Here is a 19691-nt window from a genome sequence, read left to right on the forward strand (position 1 = left end):
CCCTCCCGTTCCGCTGAACCGCCGGCTGCTCCTCGGGGGTCTCGGTGGGGCAGCGCTGGTGGGGCTGGCCGGGCGCGCCTCCGCAGACGGGCCTCGCGACGCGGCTGCCGTCTCGGACACCGCCCAGGCGATCGGTGACGCGAAGCTCGGTTTGGTGCTGCTCGGCACGCAGGCCGGGCCGCCGGTGGTCGCCGACCGCGCCGGGATCTCCTCCGCTCTGGTCGTCGACGGGCAGGTGTACGTCGTCGACTGCGGCCGCTCGGCCGTCACCAGTGCCTGCGGGCCGGGCTGGAGCTCCAGCGGCTCAACTCGATCTTCATCACCCACCTGCACGCCGACCACATCACCGACTACTACAACTTCTTCCTGCTGGCGGGGCACATCCCCAACATGAGCGGGGACACCCTTCCCGGGCCGATCACCGTCCACGGCCCTGGGCCGGCCGGTGGTCTGCCGCCGAAGTTCGGCGGAGGGGAAGCGCCGACGATCGCGCCGGAAGGCCCCACGCCCGGCCTCGCCGAGATGACCGATCGGCTGCACGCCGCGCACGCCTACAGCAGCAACGTCTTCTTGCGGGACATGGACATCCGCGACATCCGCTCCATGGCGCGGGTGCGGGAGATCGAGCTGCCGGACGCGGGGGCGGACCACCGGAACACGGCTCCGCCGATGCGGCCCTTCCTGGTGGTGGAGGACGATCGGGTGCGCGTGACCGCCACGCTCGTCCCGCACGGCCCGGTGTTCCCGTCCTTCGCGTTCCGCTTCGACACCGAGCACGGATCGGTGACCTTCTCCGGTGACACCGCGAGAACACCGAACCTGATCGAGCTCGCCGCGGGCACCGATCTCCTGGTGCACGAGGCGATCGGGGTGCGGGGAGCCGACTTGTCGCCGGCGGTGCGGGACCACATGCTCCAGTCGCACGTCGAGGTGCAGGAAGTCGGCGAAGTCGCGCAGGCGGCGCAGGCGCGGAAGCTCGTGCTGTCGCACATCGCGGACATGGCGCGGGAAACGATCGACGAGGAAGCCTGGCGGAACTGGGCGCAACAGGGCTACGAAGGTGAAGTCGTGATCGGGAAGGACCTGCAGGCGTTCGTGCTCGCATGAACTTCCATGAAGTCTTGTGTGGACTGGTTGGCACAACGAGTGATCTTCTTGTGCTAGTTCGGGAAAAACGAGTCGATTTCTCATTTGTTCCTGTGTGGACATCAGTCAAGGAAATTGAGTCCTCAATGAACTGAAGTGGTGGTCGAGCCGCTCGGATCGCTGAGCAGTGCCGAGCACCGCAGCCGGCTGAACCGGGCGGCGGGAGCAGGTCGCCGGCCACCGGCGCGGACCACCGGAGCGGACGATCCTCGTCGGCTCGAACGGTCCAGCCGCGCCGCGCGGGCTCGCCCGGCTCAGACCTCGCGCGACCGCTCGACGAGCGACCGGTGCCCCGATCGACCCCGCGGCGGCCCGGTACGCCCCCAGGGGGCATTCCGGTGCTTTCCCTGGTCAGCGCCCCGCCGTTGCCGCATGATCGGGGGTGGGAGCGATGGCCGAGGAGCCGCGTCGAGCGGTGGCCGCCGGTCGTCGGTTCGCGGTGCATGCGAGCTGGTGGTGCTCGGGGTGGATGCGCTGGGAGGGCTCATGTCGGACAGGGTGACCGTGGTGGTCGATGACGCCCAGCTGGACCGGATCGACGAGCTCGCCGACCGGCTGCGCGACGCCGGCATGCAGGTCGAACAGGTGCTCGGGGGCATCGGTGTGATCACCGGCGTGCTGCCGCGGGAGCGCCGCGCGGAGGTGAGCGCCGTGGTCGGGGTCGCCGGTGTCGAGGAGGAGAGGTCGCTCTCCCTTCCACCGCCGGACGCGGACGTCCAATGAGACGTTGCCGGGAGGCGAGGCCGCTCCGCGGTGTCCACTGGGGAACTCGATTCCGGTTCGTGCTCGTTCCGCTACCCGGTGTGCTCCGCCGTCGTTTCGGGGCGGAGAAGTGCGCAACAGGAGCGGCGGACATTTCCGGCCCCGCTCGAGCGCGCGGCAATTCCGTTCTTTTCGCGAGGGTGATTGTTCGCCGAATAGTTTTCGGTTCGGTTTTCCGTTCGCCGCATGTTCTGCTGGTGCGCGGCTCCACCTGAACGGCGGTTTCCGTGAAATGGTGATCCCCTGGGGAGTGAGCGGTTCCTCGCGAACACCGACCGCTGCTCGATCCGGGTCGATGCCCTGGTAATTTCCCTACGCCGCTGGTGGTTCGCCACCGTTGACCGGTTCCTGCCGCTTGCGGTGGCCGGCCTTGCCACGTGCTTGCAGCTCCTGGATTTCCGGCGCAGGCCTCGGGTGGAGTCGGCCCGCTGCTGGTGGAGCCGTTGACGCTGCACATTCGCGATGCATAAAGTCGGGCGGCATTTTTTCCGGGGCCGCGGAGCGGGGGCGGTCCCGGCGGAATTGCGAGAACTGGTCGGGAAGTGCGATGTCGTTTTTGCGCCACAACACACCGCGACGAGCACCGCAGGCGGGGATGCGGGGCGCGGCGCTGCTTGCCGTGAACACCGCGGACCTCCTCCGGAGGACGGCATGAACCCGGCGGGCTGGCGACGCCTGTTCCGGCGCATGCCGGTCAGCCAGCTCAACCACGACGCGGGGGCGGACACCGGGAGCAGCGAGCTGAAGCGCTCGCTCGGGGTCTTCCACCTGACGATGATCGGCGTCGGCTCCACGGTGGGCACCGGGATCTTCATCGTGCTCAACGAAGCCGTGCCGGAAGCCGGACCCGCGGTCGTCGTTTCGTTCGTCATCGCGGGCATCACCGCGGCGCTGACCGCGCTGTGCTACGCCGAACTCGCTTCCAGCATCCCGACGTCCGGATCGTCCTACTCCTACGCGTACGCGACGCTCGGGGAGGTCGTCGCCTACCTCGTGGGCGCGTGCCTGCTGCTCGAATACGGGGTGGCTTCTTCCGCGGTGGCGGTCGGGTGGGGCGAGTACCTCAACGAGCTGCTGCGCTCCACGACCGGGATGTCCCTGCCCGCGGAGCTGAGCGCCCCGCCCGGGGAAGGTGGCGTGGTCAACGTGCCCGCCGCGGTCCTCGTCGGTCTGTGCTGCCTGCTGCTGGTGCGCGGGGCGAGGGAATCCGCTTTGGTCAACACCATCACCGTGGGCATCAAGATCGCGGTGCTGGTGCTGTTCATCGCGGTGGCCATGAGCGCGTTCTCCTCCGGGAACCTGGACTCCTTCGCCCCGTTCGGCATCGCCGGGATCGGGACCGCGGCCTCTTCGGTGTTCTTCTCCTACATCGGCATGGACCTCGTCTCCACGGCAGGGGAGGAGGTCCGCGACCCGCGCCGCACGCTGCCGCTGGCGATCTTCTGGTCGATCGTGATCGTCACGACGCTCTACGTGCTCGTCGCGATCGCCGGGGTCGGTGCCCAGCACTGGACCGAGTTCGAAGGCCAGAAGGCCGGGCTCGCCGCGATCCTGAGCAAGGTGGCGGGGGCCCAGTGGCCGGCCGTGGTGTTGGCCGCCGGCGGGGTCGTGTCGATCTTCGGCGTCACGCTGGCGACGATCTACGGGCAGACCCGGATCCTGTTCGCCATGGGGCGCGACGGCATGGTCCCCGCGGTCTTCCGGAAGGTCCACCCCCGCACGAAGACCCCGGTGCGCAACACCCTGATCGTGTGCATGGCGGTGGCCCTGCTGGCCGCGTTCGTGCCGCTGTCCGTGCTCGCCGACCTCACCAGCATGGGCACCCTGGTGGCGTTCGGGATCGTCTCGGTGGGGGTCGTCGTGCTGCGGCGCACGCAGCCCGACCTGCCGCGTGCGTTCCGGGTGCCCGGCTACCCCGTGACCCCGGTGCTGAGCATCGCGGCCTGCGCGTACCTGCTCTCCCAGCTGGGGTCGACGACCTACGTGCTGTTCGTCGGCTACGTGGCCGTGGCGCTGGTGTTCTACTTCACCTACAGCGTGCGCCATTCCCGGCTGGCCACCGGGGACGTGACGTTCGAGGTGGCCGCTGTCGGCGACCGGGTGGACTGAACCACTGGTCGTGCGGGGCGCTGGGCGGGTCGGCCCGGCGCCCCGAGCGCTTCCGGTCCTCCCGCGACGGGTCGGTGCGCGTGGAATCCGGCATCTGCGTCCTGGAACAGCCGGACGCGGTCCGGTGGCTGTCCCGACCCCGCGCGGAGGCCGCGGGGGAGAGGCCGCAAGATGGACGGTGTGGAAGCCAAGGAGCAGGACGAGCCGCAGGTCAAGACGAGCGGGGCGGTGTGCGCGCACATCGGCGCGGGCGCGGACAACGAGCAGGTGAGGATCGCCCGAGCGCGGTTGACCAAAGTCCTGGACAGGTACCGGCGGCTGTTCTCCGAACAACTCTGAGCGAGCTGGGCAGCAAGGGGGTTCTCCTGCCGGTCCGCGGCAGGGAGGTTCCCCTGCTCGCCGCTAACCGCGGCTGGGCATGCGGATGTCGAGGATCTCGGCCTCTTCGGTGCCGGCGGCCGTGGAGTAGGTGATCCGATCCCCGGGTTTGTGGCCGGCGATGGCGCTGCCGAGCGGGCTCTTCACGGTGATCGTCTCGTCCTCTTCGCCTTCGATGATCTCCTCGGTGATCGCCACGATCCGCATGGTCTGCGTGGTCCCGTCGGAGAACTTCAACGTCACCCGGGTGTCGGTGGGCAAGGCTTCGGAGAAGTCCGCACCGCCGGACAGCCGTCGCTCGAGGTCCCGAATGCGGTTGTCGTACCAGGCCAGCTGACGGCTCTCCTCCAGCGCCTGCGCGGTGTCGGCGTCGTCCCCCACCACGTCGCCGCTGTCCAGCGCGCTGGCCAGGTTCCGGCGTTGCTCCCGCAGGTTCGCCAGTTCGCTTTCCAGACGTTGCCGGGCAGCCCCACGCGGTTCCGGAACGCTTCCTCCGGTGCTCATACCCACCTCCTGCAGCGCAGACTCACCCAGCTGCTAGTTCGTCACTGCCGGTAGTTCTCCACTTCGCTTCTCGAGCGCGTCCGGGTCTTCTCCGGGTCGTCGCCGAACTCCCGCTGGGCCCGGCGCTGTCGGAGCAGGTCCCAGCACTGGTCCAGTTCCACCTCGATGTTGCGCAGCCGTTGGCGCTCTTCGTCCGGGGCGAGCTTCCCCTCCTGCACGGTGGAGCGCAGCCGCTGTTCCTCGGCGATCAGCTCGTCGATCCGGCCCAGGATGTCAGCATCCGCCATCGGGTTCCTCCTCGGTCGTGCAAGCGCACTGCCGTGCTCCGGGTACCCGTCCGGCGGCCGGCTTCAACTAGGGCCGCGGTGCGCTGCCGAACCGGGTGCTCGGCGGCCCTGCGCCGCCGCGACCGGGGCCGGCGGTGAGGAGCGCACCGCACCCGGCTCGGATTCGGGTCCACCCCCCGGGAGCCGTGCTGGTCCACCACCTCGGATCCGGGAGCCGGGCCCTCGGCTCAGTGGTGCAGGCCAATGGATTCCTCGACAGGAGGAGGGCCTTCGGTCCGGCCGTTGTTCAGTCCACAGAGTCCGTACCAAGTGGATCGAAAAGATCGTGCAACGGCCGAGCGGAATTCGATCAGGTGCGCCCCGGGTGGTGCACCCGGACCACCAAGCGGTCAACAGCGGTGGGCCGCACCCCGGACGGGGCCAGCACGATGTTGCCGAACTGCCGGCGCGGCGGCAAGTCCTCGCCGGCGAGCCGAGCCCGCACCAGGGCCTGCAACCGGCGCCCGCTCTGCCGGTAGAAGCGCAGCTGCATGTGCCGGCCGAACAGCAGCCACCCCAGCTTGATCACCGGTCCCAGATCGGGGGCGCGCTGCGAATACCCGTTGGCGATGAACTCCACCAGACCGGTGTTCGAATGCTTGACCACCTCGTAGCGCATCTTGCCGCGCTCCAGGTGCCCCTGCAGGGTCGAGTAGGCCCACCCCCACACCCGCCGGTCCGGCAGCTCGTAGTCGATGATCTCGGTGACCCGCACCCCCAGGTAGAACCGCATGCCGTAGAACCTGGCCTCCAGCAGCATGTTCCTGCCGTCCAGGCACTCCCGCTCGTCGTACACCGCGCGCACCAGGTCGGGGGAGGAGAACTCGTAGTCGCGCACCAGTTCGCACGCGGTCTCCCACGGCCCGCAGCGCTCCGGCGGCCCCGGGGCCTCCCAACCGAGCGGGTAGCGCCAGGTGTCGAAGTGCCACTCGGGGCCGACGACCTCTGCGGGGGAGAAGTTCAGCTGCAGCTCGTCCAGCCGGAGCAGGGTGCCGACCGGGGAGGCAGCGCCGAGCAGTCGTTCGGGCACGGTCACTCGAGCTCGCGCAGCGAATCGCCGATCAACCACAAGGTGGGTGGCCACAGTCCGATGAACAGCGCGCGGCGTTCCGCGTTGCCGCGCTCGTCCTGGCCGACGCTCTTGGCGCGCAGCCACAGACCTATGCACAGCGCTATCCCGAGCAGCGAGCCGAAGTGGAGGTGGGTGCTGCGCAGGCCGGCGTTGTGCAGCAGCTTCACGATCATCGCCGCTCCCTGATCAGTGTCGTCCGGTGGCGTTCGGGGCATACCCGGTGTGGAGGACTTCCACGCTGCGGACCCTGGAGGAGCCACCGACCGTGCTACCCGATTCCGTGAAACGCGGGCGCTCGTTGCTCGGCCAGTTGCGGCACCTGGCGGGCATTCCCGTGGTGTCCTGGCGCTACCTGTGGCAGACCACCCCGCTGCACCGCGGGGACGAAGCCGGGGACGACAGCGACCTGCCGCCGGAGCTGCCCGAGGAGCTGCTGGACGACGCGGTGCAGCGGGTGTCGGACGGCACCGGCCCGCTGCTGCACCGCACGTTCCGGGTCCGCATCGAGGACGCCGCGTGCGCCCCGCAGGACCTGATGGCGTCCATCACCGAGGACATGAACCGGGCCATGCCCAAGGAGGTGGTCTTCGTGCGCAAGACCCGGGGCGAGCTGCGGGGGTTGCGCCCCGGGGACGAGTTGTCGGTGCACATGCCCGGGCCGTGGGGAGCCCCGGTGCGGGTGGTGAGCTGCACCCCGGTGTCGTTCCGGCTGGCCACGCTCAACGGGCACCTGGAGGCGGGGGTGATCGAGTTCCGCACCAGCTGCCTGGACGATTTCCTGTGGTTCGAGATCGAGGCGTGGGCGCGGGCGAGCACGCGCACCGTGCACCTGCTCTACAACACCACGCGGCTGGCGAAGGAGATGCAGCTCAACATGTGGGTGCGGTTCTGCTTGGCCGCGGTGGAGCTGTCCGGTGGGCGGGCACCGGACGGGGTGCAGATCAGCACGCGCCGGGTGGAGTACAGCGGGGCGGGCTAGGCCAGGGCCGCCGCCAGGCCCGCGCAGTCGGCCACGGTCACCGTCACTCCGGGGTGCCGCAGCAGGCCGGTGGGTTCGATGCCGGGCACCGGTTCGGCGAACTGCACGCACAGTCCTTGCTGGGCGTTCGTCGCGCAGGTCAGGCCGCGGTCGGCCAGGGACAGGTGCGGTGGCCCGATGGTCTTCAGGGTCTTGTAGGGGCCGGTGACCGCGGTGGACCGGATGTTCGACCGGGCGGTGGTGAGCCGCCAGGGACCGAAGATCACGGTGAAGTTCCAGTCGGTGACTCGAACCAGGGTGGTGCCCGGGGTGATGCCGAACAGCACGCCGGCGGCCCGGTAGAGCGGGTCGAACTTGAACTCGAATATCCTGGTTTTGCCCATACCGCTTTTCGTACCCGGGGCGGAAATCACCGAACCACGCGGAAACTCCTTGGCAGAGCTGCTTTTTCGCAACTCCAGAGCCACCCTTTAGTGGGTAAATATCCACACGATCAGGTGTAGCTGTAGTTGTAACGCGAGGTTCCGTCGGCTCACCCGGCTCCGTTTGCGCTGTTCAGCAGCGGATCTTGCGCTGCCGTCCCGGAGGTGATCGCTGCAGCGGCGGTTGCTCGAGGGGCTAGCGTCCTACAGCGGTGCGGATCTTGCCGTCTCCGCGCCGGGCACTCGCCGCCGAGGCGGCTGAAACCCGAACGGGCCAGGAGCCGAGCATGAGACCACGAAGATGTTCCGGATCCGACGCTCCCCGCCGGAATCGGCGCATGCAGGTTGCCGCGGTGCTCGTGGCGCTGTGGACCGCGGTCGCCGGCTGCGCGGCAGAACCGGCCGACCAGGCCCGGCCTGCGGCCCCGCGTTCTGCTCCTGTTCCGGTGCGGCCGGCAGTGGTCGAGCCGGACCTCGCCGCGCTGCCCGAGGCCACGACGTTCACCGAAATCCCGCAGGCCCCGGTGGACCAGGCGGCCGACCAACCGGCCAGCGGAGTGCTGCTGCGGATCAAAAGGGACACCGCGGTCCACTCGGCACCGGGTGGCGCTCCGTTCGCCAAGCTGCCGCCGGTCCAGCTCGGCAACCCCACCTGGGTGCCGGTGGTCGAACAGCAGGGGGAGTGGGCTCGCGTGCTGCTCCCGTCCCGGCCGAACGGGTCGACCGGGTGGGTCTGGACCGGTAGCGGGGCAGAGGTGGAGAAGGCCCGCTCGCCTTACCTGGTCGATGTGGACATCGATGCCCGCCGGTTGCGGGTGTTCCGGGATGGTGCGCAAGTCGGGGGGTGGACCGTCGGGGTTGGGGCCGAGGAGTCCCCAACCCCGCGGGGGCGCACCTACATCATGGCGGCGATCGAAGAGACCGTCACCAACTTCAGCCCGGTCATCCTGCCGTTGGGCACGCACTCCAACACCTACACGACCTACGGCGGCGGCCCGGGAACCGTAGCCCTGCACACGTGGCCGGATCCGGCCGTGTTCGGCCAGGCGAGCAGTGACGGATGCGTCCGGGTGCCGCAGGAGGCGCTGCAGTTCTTGGCCACTCTGCCGCTGGGCACCCTCGTTCTCCTGCGCTGACGCGCAGGGATCCTCCCGAGATCACGGAAAGGGAAGTGCATATATGCGCAGAACAGCCTCCATCGCCGGTGTTCTGGCGACGAGCACCGGCATGCTGATCAGTGCTCCGGTCGCGTTCGCCGACAGCGCCAGCAACGACGGCATCAACATCGGCAACGACAACAACATCGTCGTCGCCCCGATCCAGGCGTGCGGCAACACCATCGCTGCCGTGATCGGCGCCGTCATCCCGATCGGTTCGCCGCAGGACGTCAACTGCGTCAACGATCCGGTCGCGGAAGACCCCGAAGTGGAGGTGCCGGCCCCCGAGCCGAAGCCGCTGCCCGATCCGGAACCCCAACCGGAACCCGAGCCGGACCCGGAGCTGCCGGAGGCGCCGGCGCCGGAGATCATCCCCGGTCACCACCCGGTAACCGGTTGATCGACCGAATGGCTGGCTTCTGCCACACGAAAAGGCTTACCCGCCGGTTGGCGGTGGCCAGCCCTTCCGAGCAGCACTAGATTCCGGGCTGCGCAGTCGAGGCGCTGCGCTTGGAAGTGGCCGTCCACTGCGGCCATGCCCTCGTGGTGGTGCCCGGAGAAGTACTCCCCCTCTCTTCGCTGGGCACCACCACTCCTACCGCTCGATCAGTTCTTGAAAGACCTTGCGGCAGCGAGGAAAGCGTCGTTCTCCTCGGGCTGTCCAATGGTCACCCGGGCGCCTTCCTCGCCGAACGCCCGAACCACCACTTTGTTCTGCAGGCAGTGCTCGTTGAACGCGGGGGTCTGCTCACCCAGCGGCAACCAAACGAAATTCGCTTGGCTCTCCGGGACTTCGTACCCCAGAGCGGTCAGCTCTCGGTGCACCCGCTCGCGTTCGGAAACCACGTTCGCGCAACGCTTCCGCAGTTCGTCCTGGGCCTGCAGGGAAGCTAGCGCGGCCACCTGGGCCAGCGAGTTGACGCTGAACGGGATGTACACCTTGCGCAGTGCTGCCACGACGTTCTCCGGCCCCACGGCGTAGCCGGCGCGCAGCCCGGCCATCCCGTAGGCCTTGGAGAAGGTCCGCAGGGCGGTCACGTTCGCGCGGCGCTTCGTGATCTCCGCACCGTCCGGCGCGTCCGGGTCGGTGACGAACTCGAAGTACGCCTCGTCGAGCACCACCAGCACGTCCTCCGGAACTCGGTCCAAGAAGGACTCGAGGTCCTCCCGCCGCAGCGAGGTGCCGGTCGGGTTGTTCGGGGTGCACACGAAGATCATCCGGGTGGCCGGGGTGATCGCCGCGGCCATGGCGTCCAGGTCGAGTTCGTGGCCCGCGGTGAGCGGGACCTTCACCTGCTTGGCGCCGACGACCTGGGTGATGATCGGGTAGGCCTCGAAGGAGCGCCACGGGAAGATCACCTCGTCGTCGGGGGTGCAGGTGGCCTGCACCAGCTGCTGGCACAGCGCGACCGAACCGCAGCCGACGGCGATCCGCTCCGGGCTCGTCCCCAGGTGCTCGGCCAGCGCCTCGGTGAGCTTGCCGACGCCCATGTCCGGGTAGCGGTGGATCTCCGCGGCGGCCTGGTTCACCGCCTGTACCGCGGCCGGCAGCGGGCCTTCGGAGACCTCGTTGCTGGCGAGTTTGATCGATCCCGGAACGGTGCGTCCCGCGACGTAAGCGGGCAGCTGCTCCAGATCAGCACGTGTGCGAACGCTCATCCGCCACTCCTAGCCTCGATGCTTAACCCGGACGTTAGCTCGGCGACGGCTTTCTCCGGAACAGCGGGGTCGTGAGCGGTGTGCTCCAGCGAGAGCAACCGAATGGCGCAAAACGATGACCGGGTGTGGAAATCGCTGGTCCATCCGGATGATCTGGTTCACCGGTTTCAGCCGGACGTGATTACCTGCAGGCATGATCAAAATCCGGACGGAGAACGTTGCGCTGGCCGGCGGCGACCAGTTGCGTCTCTCGGTGGCCGAGCCGGAGACCGTGGTCCGCGGCGGCCTGGTGGTGCTGCACGAAGCCCGCGGGGTCACGGAACCCATGCGGCGGGTGGCGGGTGTGCTGGCCGGTGAGGGGTGGCTCACCGCGGTGCCGCACCTCTACCACCAGGACGCCGGGGAGCCGCAGCCGGAGGAGCGGGTGCGGGAGTTGTCCGTCGATTCCCTCCTCGCCGACACCGACGCGGCGCTGCAGTGGCTGTCCGAGCGCGGAATCGCCCAGGACCAGCAGGGGGTGGTCGGGTTCGGAACCGGTGGCACCGCGGCGTTCCTGGTGGCCGCTCGCCGCTCGGTCGGGGCGGCGGTCAGCGTGGGCGGCGGGATCGTGGACCCGCTGACCGGGGGGTGGCCGCCGCTGGTGGAGATCGCTGGTGATCTCTCCTGCCCGTGGCTGGGGCTGTACGGCGAGGACGAGCACCCCTCCCAGGAGGTGGCGAAGCTGCAGGCCGCGGTGGAGAAGGCGGAGATGGCGACCGACGTGGTCCGCTACCCGGGGGCCGGGCACCGGTTCGACCGGGACGTGAGGGCGGCGCGGGAGGCTTGGCAGCGGCTCTGCAACTGGTTCGACCTGCACCTGCGGTGAACGGCCGCTCGCCGCGTTGGTTCCACCCCTGGTCTGAACGGCGCGCGTGAGCTAGGAAAGGCACATGACAGCGACCAATCCAGAGGCTGCGGCCGAACTGCTGTGGCAGCCGGACCCGGACCGTGTTGCGGCCAGCCGGATGTCGGAATTCCGGGAGTGGCTTCGCACCCACCGCTCCCTCGACCTTCCCGACTACCGGGCCCTGTGGCGCTGGTCGGTATCGGATCTGGCCGGCTTCTGGGGAGCGGTGGCGGAGTTCTTCGACGTGCGCTTCCACGATCAGCCGCAGCGGGTGCTGACCGCGGAGGAGATGCCGGGGACCGAATGGTTCCCGGGGGCGACGCTGAACTACGCCGAGCACGCGCTGCGCTCCGGCCCGGGGAAGGCCGACTCGGATCTGGCGGTGGTCTTCGTCCGCGAGGACGGGCGGTCCGAGCGGTTGACCTACGGGCAGTTGCGGGAGCGGGTCGCTGCTGCGCGGTCGGCGCTGGTCGAGCTGGGGGTGCGGCGCGGTGACCGGGTCGCGGCGCTGGCGCCGAACTGCCCGGAGACGCTGATCGCCTTCCTGGCCGCGGCGAGCTTGGGTGCCACGTGGTCGTCCTGCTCGCCGGATTTCGGGGCGCGGGCGGTCGCGGACCGGTTCGTGCAGATCGAGCCGAAGGTGTTGATCGCGGTCAACGGCTACCACTACGGCGGCCGCACCTTCGACGTTCGCTCCACTGTGGATGATCTGCGCCGGGAGATGCCCGGGTTGGCCGGCACGGTGCTGATCGACTACCTCGGCAACGGGGCGGAGCTGCCGGACGCGGTCGACTGGGCGCAGCTGCTGGACCGGCACCGGGGGGCGGAGCTGGCCTTCGAGCCGGTGCCGTTCGACCACCCGCTGTGGGTGCTGTACTCGTCCGGTACCACCGGGCTGCCCAAGGGGATCGTCCACGGGCACGGCGGCATGGTCCTGGAGCAGTTGAAGACCACGTCGCTGCACTGCGACCTGGGGCCGGGGGACCGGTTCTTCTGGTTCACCACCACCGGCTGGATGATGTGGAACTTCCTGCTGGGCGGTCTGCAGGTGGGCGCCACGCTGGTGCTCTACGACGGCAGCCCGGGATACCCGTCGCTGTCCGTGCTGTGGGAGCTGGCCGCCGAGCACGGGATCAACTACTTCGGCACCTCGGCGCCGTTCATCCAGTCCTGCCTGAAGAAGGGGCTGCGGCCCGGGGAGGAGCACGACCTGTCCCGGCTGCGGACGGTCGGCTCGACCGGGGCGCCGCTGACGGCGGAGGGCTTCCGCTGGGTGGCGGACGCGGTGGGCCGGCACGTGCAGGTCGCCAGCGTTTCCGGGGGCACCGACGTGTGCACCGCGTTCGTCGGGGCGTCCCCGGACCTCCCGGTGTGGTTGGGGGAGATCTCCTGCCCGATGCTGGGGGCCGCGGTGGCGAGCTTCGACGAGGCCGGCAACCCGGTGCGCGACCAGGTCGGTGAGCTGGTGCTCACCAAGCCGATGCCGTCGATGCCGGTGTTCTTCTGGAACGATCCGGACGGTTCTCGGTTGCGCTCCGCCTACTTCGACACCTATCCGGGGATCTGGCGGCACGGCGACTGGGTGGAGATCACCGACCGGGAGACGTTGATCATCTACGGCCGGAGTGATTCAACTCTCAACCGGGGCGGGGTGCGGATGGGCACCGCCGAGTTCTACCGGGTCGTGGAGGCGTTCGACGAGGTGCAGGACTCCCTGGTGATCGACACCTCTGGGGCCGGGCGGAGCGACGGCGAGCTGCTCTGCTTCCTGGTGCTCGAGCAGGGCGTGGAGTTGGCCGAGGTGGAGCCGCGGCTGCGGGAAGCGCTGCGCGAGGAGCTCTCGCCGCGGCACGTGCCCAACCGGTTCGTCGTGGTGGACGAGGTGCCGCGCACGTTGAACGGCAAGAAGCTGGAGGTTCCGGTCAAGAGGATCCTGGCCGGGACGCCGCCGGAGCGCGCGGTGAGCCGGGAGGCGCTGCAGAACCCCTCGTCCCTCGACCTGTTCGTGCAGCTCAGCAAGGGTGGAGGGGAGTAGAACCGGTCGGGAGGGCGGCAGCAGCGCCGCCCTCCGGCTCGCTTAAACCCACCCCCCTGTGACAACCCGATCTGAGGTTGTGTACTCTTTTCTCCGGTGGCAGCGAGATGGCTACCGGGAGGCTTCGCCTAGTCTGGTCTATGGCGCCGCACTGCTAATGCGGTTGGGGGCAACACCCCCTCCCGGGTTCAAATCCCGGAGCCTCCGCTGAGTCTCCGCCGCGAGGCGGGGGCTGACACAAATGAACATGCGCCCGTAGCTCAACGGATAGAGCATCTGACTACGGATCAGAAGGTTTGGGGTTCGAATCCCTACGGGCGCGCTGAAGCAGGAAACCCCCTCTGAGCAGGGGGTTTCCTGCTGTCTGGGGGTCGACGCGCCTGCGGGGGTGCTGCAAGCGCCGCTCGGGCAGGGCCGGGGACGTAGCGGTCGTTGGTCGCTGATGAGTGATGCGCATCCCAGCAGATCGGGAACGACCTTCCTGGCGCCGGCGAGCACCGGGGGTGCGGCCACGTGGCGCCCGATTGGCAGCCCGAGCTGAGCGACGAGGCGCTCGAAGCGGGCGCTGACCTCCACGACGGCCGCAGCGGCTCGCCGCTGGGTTCGGTGAACAGCTTGCTCGAGTCGACCCGGGAGTCGTCCCACCTGAGCCGGTTCTGTTACTTCCTCAGCAGGTGTAGCCGAACGGCTTCGCCTGAGGCGCGGTCGAGGCCGATCGTGCGGCTGCCCGCCTGGGGCTTGGGCTTGGTCTCCTCGACTTCGCAATCAACTTCTGCGAGTTGATTCACGACATTGATCAAGCTGAAGTGAGTGGCGACGTCGGTTCCGTCGAGGCCGCACAGTTCGCCTCGCCGCGGGCCGCGGTACAGCGCCGGGTGGTACAGCACGCACAGCGGATCATCGGCGATGCCGTCGAGGAACTGCCCGTTCTGCTCCGGTGTCCAACGCCATGACCGGACGGCGAGGGCTTCTTACCAGTCCTTTGCTGCTCAGCGACCTTCTCAGGCGTCCAAATCAGTGGCTTGGGCGTGTGCCGCCCTTCAGGTGGATGTGTTGGGCCGGATTGAAGGTGATCAGACCCTCAGCGATCGCGTCGTTGAGCGCCTTGCGCAGCGTCGCCTTGATGCGGTGCGTGGTCGGTCCCGCCGGTCGCCGATACGGCGGCAGGGCATCGAGCTCCTCGCGGAGCTTGCGCCGGATCGAGCGGGGGCTCGTTGGTGCGGCCTTGTTCGAGCTTCGAGCGCGTACCGGTCATCGTTGTTGGCCGAGATGCGCTCGTTTCCTCCTTGATCTTGGCGAACATGTCCAAGATCAGGGGCACACTGGGTCGTCGAGATCGTAATCGCCAAGATGAGGCTTGAGGTAATCCTCAATATGTCCCTTGCAATTGATGCATGTTGACCAGGCCAAGTGACTTTTGCGTCGCGGTAGCCGATCGCCGAGCCAGGTGCCCATATTGCAGTTGACTTGCATTCGTACCTCGTGCTTCAGCAAGCGCGTGACCTTTTTCGTGCTCGGAAGGTCTTTTTCCGGTCGCGCTCAAATCGACGAGTAGATCGGCGATCCGGTTTCGCTGGCGATCGTTTTTCGCAATCACAAGGATTGTGCGAACTCGCTAAGATCCTGCTAGCTGATCCTTTTCCGTAGCTGCTACGGCGAAAACAGCGACGCCGCCCGTTGTCAGTTGTGGGTAATTCTTGCTTGATTGACAAGGTGCCATGCCCTGTTCTGTTGACCGCTCCCGTGCTGTCTCCCGGTTTTCGGCCTGCGTCATGCGCAACGCTTGAACACGCTCTCTGATTTCAATTTCCGGTTATCTCTTCGAGGTGTGCAAGTTGTTCAGGAAGTGGTCGAACGCTGATGTTCGCGTTCCGCATTTCGCTGCGACACTTCCTGATTTCATTCTCGGTGTCCCTCAACATCTGCTCGCGGTCCTCGATTACGGCCGCGAGCATCTTCTGCACGTTCTTGTCGCTGGTGTTGACGAGTTCCCTTCTCGTGGAGGCGATCTTTTCCCGGTCCCTGCGCCACGTCTCGATAAGACGGTCTTCCCTCGTGTATGCGATGAGCGCGCTCGCGCCTTCCTCCCACTCGTCGAGCAGGTGGTCGGCTTCGAAGGATGACCGGGCATCCGCGTCGGGGTTCGCCGGGTACGGCGCGAAACCGGCGAACCACTGCACGGCATCCCAGAGGGGGCGTGACTGGTTGGGTAGTGGCTCGCACGACAGGGCTTCACCGACGGGGAATACCAGCAGTGCCGGCGGCACGCCGAGAGCCTTGCCGAGTACGAGCAGCTCGGGGACCGGGACCGCGTCGCGTCGGCCGTTCTCCAGGTTGGTGAGTACCTGGCGTTTGATCGGATACCCGAGTTCGGCGCAGGCGTCTGCGAGTCCCTGAGTGCTGAGCCCACGGCGTTGCCGGTGCCGGCGTACCTCGGCAGCGATCGTGCGCACCAATGCACCTGCCCAATCATATTGGGCCATGAGTGCACAATAATGAAATCGTTTGACACTCTAAACACAGTGCGGGTGATCGAACCCGCTGCGGACCAACAGGGGAGGGAGAGCAGCGGGAGGAGTCGGCATGAGCCGGGTGGAACTTCTCGCCCCACCCGCCTCGTTCGACCTCGTCACCGCGGGGCGGGCGCTGGGGATCGGACCGGACGCTTGAAGGTCTACGAGCTCGCGCGCCGCGGCGCGCTCGAACGCGAGTTTCAGGTGAGGGGCTTGCGTCTTAGCAAGGCCTACGGGGTGGTGACGGTCGACTTGCTACGGGTGCTTGGCGTGGAGCCTCCGCGCGCCGGGCTCGGGGCCACGTCGAGCGATAACAGTCCGCAGTGCACTGCGCAGGATGCTGTTGTCGTCACGTAGGCATGAAAGGATGCTGCTACGCCCAGAGGGCGCAGCAGCACGCGTACGCCTGTCGGTGCTCAGTTGCCCGAGTCCAGGTCGCCGCTCTTGACGGAGCGGAGGAAGCTCGTCCACTGGTCGCGTGGGAACACCAGGATGGGGCTGGCGTCGCCGAGCTTGGTGTCGCGCACACCAGTCGCAGACTCGGTCAAGCCGACTTCGACGCAGGCACCGGTACCGTTGCTTCTCGATGACTTGCGCCACCGCGCTCCGGTGAGGTCGGGGGTACTCATCCCGTCACCTTCCATTACTGAGCTCGCTGATGACTCGGTCCAGCAGGGCCGCAGACTCGTTCATGCCGAGCGCGGCCTTGCACAACCGGTCGAGAACGAGGGTATAACTTTCGACATGATGCTGTCGATCGAGGTAGTCAGCGTTTGTGATGTCCTCGATGTAGACCGTGCGTAGCCGCTGAGTGCGCAGCGTCAAGATCGTGAACGAGGTGCCGAGCGACGCGTGCGCGCCGCTGCTGAACGGCAGAACTTGCAGCGTGACGTTGTGGAGGTCGGCGACCTCGCGTAGTAGTTCGAGCTGCTGCCGCATGACTGCTGGCCCGCCCACGAGGCGCCTGAGCTCAGCTTCGCCGAGGACGATGGACAAGAGCGGCGGATTGTCGGAGTACAGCTTGTTGCGCCGCTCGACGCGCGACTTGACGAGCTGGTCGATGTCGGGCTCCTTGGCCAACACCGATGCCTTGGCGATCTCCCGGGCGTAGTCCTCGGTCTGGAGCAGTCCAGGGATCAGCTCTTCGGCGAAGATATCGATCTCGCTGGCACCCGCTTCCATGCCGACATACGTCCGCGCCCAGTCTGAGACCTTGCCGTAGCTACCGCGTTTGCGAGCCTCGGTGCCGAGGCGGCGGATGCGCTCTGCTGTCGCCGGGTCTGCGTCCAGGAAGCTCACCAGCGCATCGATCTCGGTGGCGCTGACGGTCGCCGTCCCCTGCTCAACCTTGCTGACCTTCCCGGGGTACCAGCCGAGGCGAGCGGCCACCTCCTCGCGATCTTTGCCGGCACGTTCCCGAAGCTGTTGCAGCTCCATGCCGAGCTGTAACCGGCTGATGGTCGGGCCAGATCCGGCCATGTGCACAACCTCCTGGCGGGTGACGACTGCGAGACCAGTCTGCCCGTGTACTCACAGCAACCGATCAAGATTCGCCCGTTCGCTGGATCCCTAAGTAGAAATCCCACTTGTAGTCTCCACGTCACCTATCGTGATCGACAAGCTATCAGGTTCAACGAGATGGATCAGCTAGCTGGAGTCAGAACACGCCATGGAGGCTGGGGGATGCACCACGAGAGGTGGTCTGAAGTCAAGTGCTGGGTCGGCCGAGCTCAGCCGTCAGTGGGGGTCCTTGGGGGCAAGGACCGCGTCCTGGTCCGCACACCAGGCGGATTCGTGGCGGAGTTCTCCCCGGAGAACGCTGAGCAGTTCCGCGATGCGCTCGACGTCGCGCTGGAGCACGTCCGCCAGCTGTCGCACGTGAGCGAGGTGGAGGGAGCTGACGCCGGATGTCGCTGACAGGGGAGCACTCTCATGCTGATGCGCTACCTGACTGGTTGCGCCCACACATCGAATCGATCAAAGAATCTCGGCGAGCTGGATTTTCCTTTCTCTACCTGCCGAATCTGAAGAACATCGCTGCGATCCAGGGGTTCCGCCAGGCGCACGGAGTGATGGATGTCTACAGCGCTGCCTCGGTGTCGGATGCCGTCGCAGCGCGGTATCGCCTGGACGACCTCGACCGCAACCGTCCGTGTCCGTTGTGGACCGCGCACGGATCGGTGAGCGACGTGGTGACCGAGCTGTTGCGCTTGCCGCCGCACGGTTCTCCGGGAGCGCCGAGCCTCGCGCTGGCGCTGCCTGGTGACCTGTCGCTTCCTTCGACGGTGCGATAGCGCTCCATCGGCACGTTTTCTGGGAACCCGTCTCAGTTCATTCACGCGGTAAGGGGCTGTGGGGCCACGCATGTCAAAAAACGGGAGGAACGCATGTCTTTGCTAATTCTCATGATGGCGATGCTCGTCATCGGGTTGGGAGTGTTGGCCTGGGGGCCGTCGGAGCACGGGCAGCACACCGCCGATGAGGGAAAAGAATGAGCCGCCCGGACATCCCGATACCTCCACCGGAGGACTTCGTCTGGGCGGTGGGAGCGTACGAGTCCCGCCTGCACCTCGTCGGCACATCCAACGCGAATCGTGACGAGGTCGAGGCGCGATGTACTCATCGGGTACGTCATGTCATCGGCGCGTGGACCACACTGCCGAACATTGATGGGTATGTGCTGTGCGAGCCCTGTTGCGTTGCCGCGAACGTTCACGGGCTGTTGACCGGGCCGGCGATGACCCTCGACGAGGCGCTGAGGCTGCCGACGGCGATCTCGGGTGAGCATGGCCGGCATTCAACGGACCGGCCGACGGAGCTCATACCCGCGGTGGACGTTGTCGACGAGTCGCCGACGGCCATGCTGCCCCTGTTCAAGGAGGCGCTCGACGCGGTATCGCTCGGCACGGTGCCGCTATGGCCAGAGACCGATCCGGATGACGGCGAATCGACTTCGGGTGATGGCGCCCCCGGCAGCGAAGAGGAACGGTCCTGGCAGACCTCACCTGCCAGGCTCGTTCGTTGCGATCTGCCGGGGACGGTCGGCGATCGTACCTGGGAACCAGCACCGAGGTACAGGTCGCGTCACGCGCTGTGGGTAGGGGAGGAGGCAGCGGCATGATCGGATGCGTCACACCACCCGATGCCCTTCCCAATCGGAAGTTCCGCTCCCTGGTGCCCGACGTCGTGTACCAGGCCGTACGAGATGCGGGTGGGTACCGCTCTTGGGATACCCCAGACCGCGACCTGTACTGACTCGAATCGAATGTCGTCGAGCTCTATCGCGCCGGTCCAGTGTGGGGCTTAGCGGTGCATGGCCGGAGTGCGGACCCGGTTGGCGAATGCTTGCGTCGGCTCCGCTGCGACTCGGACAGCGACGTTCATGAAGTCGAGGGAGCAGTGTGATCACAGCGCTGGTCGTGATCTCAGCCTCGTCACGGGCGGAATTGTCGCTTGGTACTACGCGCAAAACCCCGGAAGTCACATCGGTTCCAGCGTCGGGGTCTACAACGTGCGCACGCTCGTGTGCTGGGCCGCTGATGTGAACAGGGAACGCTGCGAAAGCCCTCGGGCCAAGGGGCGTGCCTCGGCACGGTGACTCGGAAGGAACCAGAAGTTCAGGCCTGTGCTGGGAAATGGCGCTGAAACGCCATACCACAGCTCGGACCGGGTGGTGTCGTCAACCACGGGGCTCGGTCCGTTTGACCCTGGCCGCTATCTCAACGGCGAGGCAGCGGCTGGGG

At 67.4% G+C, this 19691-nt stretch carries 21 protein-coding genes, 2 tRNA genes and 1 pseudogene; 15 read left to right on the top strand and 9 right to left on the bottom strand.

Annotated features, from left to right (window positions below; genetic code table 11):
* The 5 genes and pseudogenes from SREC43747_RS22035 to SREC43747_RS21400 all read left to right on the top strand — a co-directional run.
* Positions 1-394: pseudogene (locus SREC43747_RS22035) on the top strand (hypothetical protein); the annotation flags it as partial.
* Complete coding sequence (locus SREC43747_RS19915) at positions 391-1107, top strand: MBL fold metallo-hydrolase (RefSeq protein WP_051388085.1); 717 nt, start codon at positions 391-393, stop codon at positions 1105-1107. The pseudogene SREC43747_RS22035 and the gene SREC43747_RS19915, both read left to right, overlap by 4 nt.
* Before the next feature lie 525 nt (positions 1108-1632).
* On the top strand, positions 1633-1869 hold the full coding sequence (locus SREC43747_RS0116135; RefSeq protein ID WP_029722355.1) for a hypothetical protein: 237 nt from the start codon (positions 1633-1635) through the stop codon (positions 1867-1869).
* A 690-nt stretch (positions 1870-2559) separates the two neighbouring features.
* Positions 2560-4017 (top strand): amino acid permease, encoded by a 1458-nt coding sequence (locus tag SREC43747_RS0116140; protein ID WP_051388087.1) that lies wholly within the window; start codon positions 2560-2562, stop codon positions 4015-4017.
* A gap of 171 nt (positions 4018-4188) precedes the next feature.
* Positions 4189-4356: a hypothetical protein gene (locus tag SREC43747_RS21400; RefSeq protein ID WP_160173037.1), complete on the top strand. Its 168-nt coding sequence runs from the start codon at positions 4189-4191 to the stop codon at positions 4354-4356.
* 63 nt (positions 4357-4419) lie between these two features.
* Here the strand turns inward: SREC43747_RS21400 and SREC43747_RS0116150 are convergent, their stop codons facing one another.
* The 4 genes from SREC43747_RS0116150 to SREC43747_RS0116165 form a co-directional block, all read right to left on the bottom strand.
* Positions 4420-4899 carry a GreA/GreB family elongation factor gene (locus SREC43747_RS0116150; RefSeq protein ID WP_029722357.1) on the bottom strand — a complete coding sequence of 160 codons (480 nt, stop codon included), beginning with the start codon at positions 4897-4899 and terminating at the stop codon, positions 4420-4422.
* 41 nt (positions 4900-4940) lie between these two features.
* Positions 4941-5186, bottom strand: coding sequence for a DUF2630 family protein (locus tag SREC43747_RS0116155; protein WP_029722358.1), 246 nt, complete (start codon positions 5184-5186; stop codon positions 4941-4943).
* Between the two features lie 349 nt (positions 5187-5535).
* On the bottom strand, positions 5536-6261 hold the full coding sequence (locus SREC43747_RS0116160; RefSeq protein WP_081722639.1) for a DUF1990 family protein: 726 nt from the start codon (positions 6259-6261) through the stop codon (positions 5536-5538).
* Positions 6258-6470, bottom strand: coding sequence for a hypothetical protein (locus SREC43747_RS0116165; protein ID WP_029722361.1), 213 nt, complete (start codon positions 6468-6470; stop codon positions 6258-6260). The genes SREC43747_RS0116160 and SREC43747_RS0116165 overlap by 4 nt, the downstream gene beginning before the upstream one ends.
* A gap of 92 nt (positions 6471-6562) precedes the next feature.
* On the opposite strand from SREC43747_RS0116165, the gene SREC43747_RS0116170 reads away from it, so the two are divergent.
* Positions 6563-7276: a DUF1990 family protein gene (locus SREC43747_RS0116170; protein ID WP_236623231.1), complete on the top strand. Its 714-nt coding sequence runs from the start codon at positions 6563-6565 to the stop codon at positions 7274-7276.
* Here SREC43747_RS0116170 and SREC43747_RS0116175 read toward each other — a convergent pair.
* Positions 7273-7659 carry a hypothetical protein gene (locus SREC43747_RS0116175; RefSeq protein WP_051388088.1) on the bottom strand — a complete coding sequence of 129 codons (387 nt, stop codon included), beginning with the start codon at positions 7657-7659 and terminating at the stop codon, positions 7273-7275. The genes SREC43747_RS0116170 and SREC43747_RS0116175 overlap by 4 nt on opposite strands.
* 377 nt (positions 7660-8036) lie before the next feature.
* Between SREC43747_RS0116175 and SREC43747_RS0116180 the strand changes: the two genes are divergently transcribed.
* Both SREC43747_RS0116180 and SREC43747_RS0116185 read left to right on the top strand, forming a co-directional pair.
* Positions 8037-8834 (top strand): L,D-transpeptidase, encoded by a 798-nt coding sequence (locus tag SREC43747_RS0116180; protein WP_029722364.1) that lies wholly within the window; start codon positions 8037-8039, stop codon positions 8832-8834.
* A 43-nt stretch (positions 8835-8877) separates the two neighbouring features.
* Positions 8878-9255 carry a hypothetical protein gene (locus SREC43747_RS0116185; protein WP_037332301.1) on the top strand — a complete coding sequence of 126 codons (378 nt, stop codon included), beginning with the start codon at positions 8878-8880 and terminating at the stop codon, positions 9253-9255.
* A gap of 206 nt (positions 9256-9461) precedes the next feature.
* Here SREC43747_RS0116185 and hisC read toward each other — a convergent pair whose 3' ends face one another.
* A complete protein-coding gene (gene hisC, locus SREC43747_RS0116190; protein ID WP_029722366.1) occupies positions 9462-10514 on the bottom strand; it encodes a histidinol-phosphate transaminase in 1053 nt (350 codons plus the stop codon).
* Between the two features lie 193 nt (positions 10515-10707).
* Between hisC and SREC43747_RS0116195 the strand changes: the two genes are divergently transcribed.
* The 4 genes from SREC43747_RS0116195 to SREC43747_RS0116210 all read left to right on the top strand — a co-directional run bounded on the left by SREC43747_RS0116195 (position 10708) and on the right by SREC43747_RS0116210 (position 13757).
* The gene (locus tag SREC43747_RS0116195) at positions 10708-11379 is read left to right on the top strand and encodes a dienelactone hydrolase family protein (RefSeq protein WP_029722367.1); all 672 of its coding nucleotides are present in this window, start codon (positions 10708-10710) and stop codon (positions 11377-11379) included.
* A gap of 64 nt (positions 11380-11443) precedes the next feature.
* Positions 11444-13435 carry an acetoacetate--CoA ligase gene (locus SREC43747_RS0116200; RefSeq protein WP_029722368.1) on the top strand — a complete coding sequence of 664 codons (1992 nt, stop codon included), beginning with the start codon at positions 11444-11446 and terminating at the stop codon, positions 13433-13435.
* A 117-nt stretch (positions 13436-13552) separates the two neighbouring features.
* Positions 13553-13642 (top strand) — tRNA-Ser (locus tag SREC43747_RS0116205).
* 42 nt (positions 13643-13684) lie between these two features.
* Positions 13685-13757 (top strand) — tRNA-Arg (locus SREC43747_RS0116210).
* A gap of 1480 nt (positions 13758-15237) precedes the next feature.
* On the opposite strand, the gene SREC43747_RS20335 is transcribed toward SREC43747_RS0116210, so the two are convergent.
* The 3 genes from SREC43747_RS20335 to SREC43747_RS0116240 form a co-directional block, all read right to left on the bottom strand.
* Complete coding sequence (locus SREC43747_RS20335; RefSeq protein ID WP_051388089.1) at positions 15238-15888, bottom strand: helix-turn-helix domain-containing protein; 651 nt, start codon at positions 15886-15888, stop codon at positions 15238-15240.
* A 476-nt stretch (positions 15889-16364) separates the two neighbouring features.
* Positions 16365-16577, bottom strand: coding sequence for a DUF397 domain-containing protein (locus SREC43747_RS0116235; RefSeq protein ID WP_029722373.1), 213 nt, complete (start codon positions 16575-16577; stop codon positions 16365-16367).
* A 4-nt stretch (positions 16578-16581) separates the two neighbouring features.
* Complete coding sequence (locus tag SREC43747_RS0116240) at positions 16582-17427, bottom strand: helix-turn-helix domain-containing protein (RefSeq protein WP_029722374.1); 846 nt, start codon at positions 17425-17427, stop codon at positions 16582-16584.
* Positions 17428-17631: 204 nt separating this feature from the next.
* Here SREC43747_RS0116240 and SREC43747_RS22040 point away from each other — a divergent pair, with 204 nt between their 5' ends.
* The 3 genes from SREC43747_RS22040 to SREC43747_RS0116260 all read left to right on the top strand — a co-directional run bounded on the left by SREC43747_RS22040 (position 17632) and on the right by SREC43747_RS0116260 (position 19069).
* On the top strand, positions 17632-17865 hold the full coding sequence (locus SREC43747_RS22040; protein WP_037332303.1) for a hypothetical protein: 234 nt from the start codon (positions 17632-17634) through the stop codon (positions 17863-17865).
* Entirely contained in the window at positions 17856-18242 is a 387-nt protein-coding gene (locus SREC43747_RS0116250) for a hypothetical protein (protein ID WP_051388091.1), read from the top strand. Before SREC43747_RS22040 ends, SREC43747_RS0116250 begins: the two co-directional genes overlap by 10 nt.
* A gap of 197 nt (positions 18243-18439) precedes the next feature.
* Positions 18440-19069 carry a hypothetical protein gene (locus SREC43747_RS0116260; protein ID WP_029722376.1) on the top strand — a complete coding sequence of 210 codons (630 nt, stop codon included), beginning with the start codon at positions 18440-18442 and terminating at the stop codon, positions 19067-19069.
* The last annotated feature ends 622 nt before the right edge of the window (positions 19070-19691 follow it).

The sequence above is a fragment of the Saccharopolyspora rectivirgula DSM 43747 genome (genome assembly GCF_000497205.1).
Taxonomy (GTDB): Bacteria; Actinomycetota; Actinomycetes; order Mycobacteriales; family Pseudonocardiaceae; genus Saccharopolyspora; species Saccharopolyspora rectivirgula.

Coding starts and splice junctions, on each gene's coding strand:
- SREC43747_RS0116250 (WP_051388091.1), top strand. CDS start 17,856: ATGTCGCTGACAGGGGAGCACTCTCATGCTGATGCGCTACCTGACTGG.
- SREC43747_RS0116200 (WP_029722368.1), top strand. CDS start 11,444: ATGACAGCGACCAATCCAGAGGCTGCGGCCGAACTGCTGTGGCAGCCG.
- hisC (WP_029722366.1), bottom strand. CDS start 10,514: ATGAGCGTTCGCACACGTGCTGATCTGGAGCAGCTGCCCGCTTACGTC.
- SREC43747_RS0116240 (WP_029722374.1), bottom strand. CDS start 17,427: ATGGCCGGATCTGGCCCGACCATCAGCCGGTTACAGCTCGGCATGGAG.
- SREC43747_RS0116165 (WP_029722361.1), bottom strand. CDS start 6,470: ATGATCGTGAAGCTGCTGCACAACGCCGGCCTGCGCAGCACCCACCTC.
- SREC43747_RS0116150 (WP_029722357.1), bottom strand. CDS start 4,899: ATGAGCACCGGAGGAAGCGTTCCGGAACCGCGTGGGGCTGCCCGGCAA.
- SREC43747_RS0116260 (WP_029722376.1), top strand. CDS start 18,440: ATGAGCCGCCCGGACATCCCGATACCTCCACCGGAGGACTTCGTCTGG.
- SREC43747_RS0116135 (WP_029722355.1), top strand. CDS start 1,633: ATGTCGGACAGGGTGACCGTGGTGGTCGATGACGCCCAGCTGGACCGG.
- SREC43747_RS0116175 (WP_051388088.1), bottom strand. CDS start 7,659: ATGGGCAAAACCAGGATATTCGAGTTCAAGTTCGACCCGCTCTACCGG.
- SREC43747_RS0116235 (WP_029722373.1), bottom strand. CDS start 16,577: ATGAGTACCCCCGACCTCACCGGAGCGCGGTGGCGCAAGTCATCGAGA.
- SREC43747_RS0116180 (WP_029722364.1), top strand. CDS start 8,037: ATGCAGGTTGCCGCGGTGCTCGTGGCGCTGTGGACCGCGGTCGCCGGC.
- SREC43747_RS21400 (WP_160173037.1), top strand. CDS start 4,189: ATGGACGGTGTGGAAGCCAAGGAGCAGGACGAGCCGCAGGTCAAGACG.
- SREC43747_RS0116155 (WP_029722358.1), bottom strand. CDS start 5,186: ATGGCGGATGCTGACATCCTGGGCCGGATCGACGAGCTGATCGCCGAG.
- SREC43747_RS0116140 (WP_051388087.1), top strand. CDS start 2,560: ATGAACCCGGCGGGCTGGCGACGCCTGTTCCGGCGCATGCCGGTCAGC.
- SREC43747_RS22040 (WP_037332303.1), top strand. CDS start 17,632: ATGCACCACGAGAGGTGGTCTGAAGTCAAGTGCTGGGTCGGCCGAGCT.
- SREC43747_RS19915 (WP_051388085.1), top strand. CDS start 391: ATGAGCGGGGACACCCTTCCCGGGCCGATCACCGTCCACGGCCCTGGG.
- SREC43747_RS0116185 (WP_037332301.1), top strand. CDS start 8,878: ATGCGCAGAACAGCCTCCATCGCCGGTGTTCTGGCGACGAGCACCGGC.
- SREC43747_RS0116195 (WP_029722367.1), top strand. CDS start 10,708: ATGATCAAAATCCGGACGGAGAACGTTGCGCTGGCCGGCGGCGACCAG.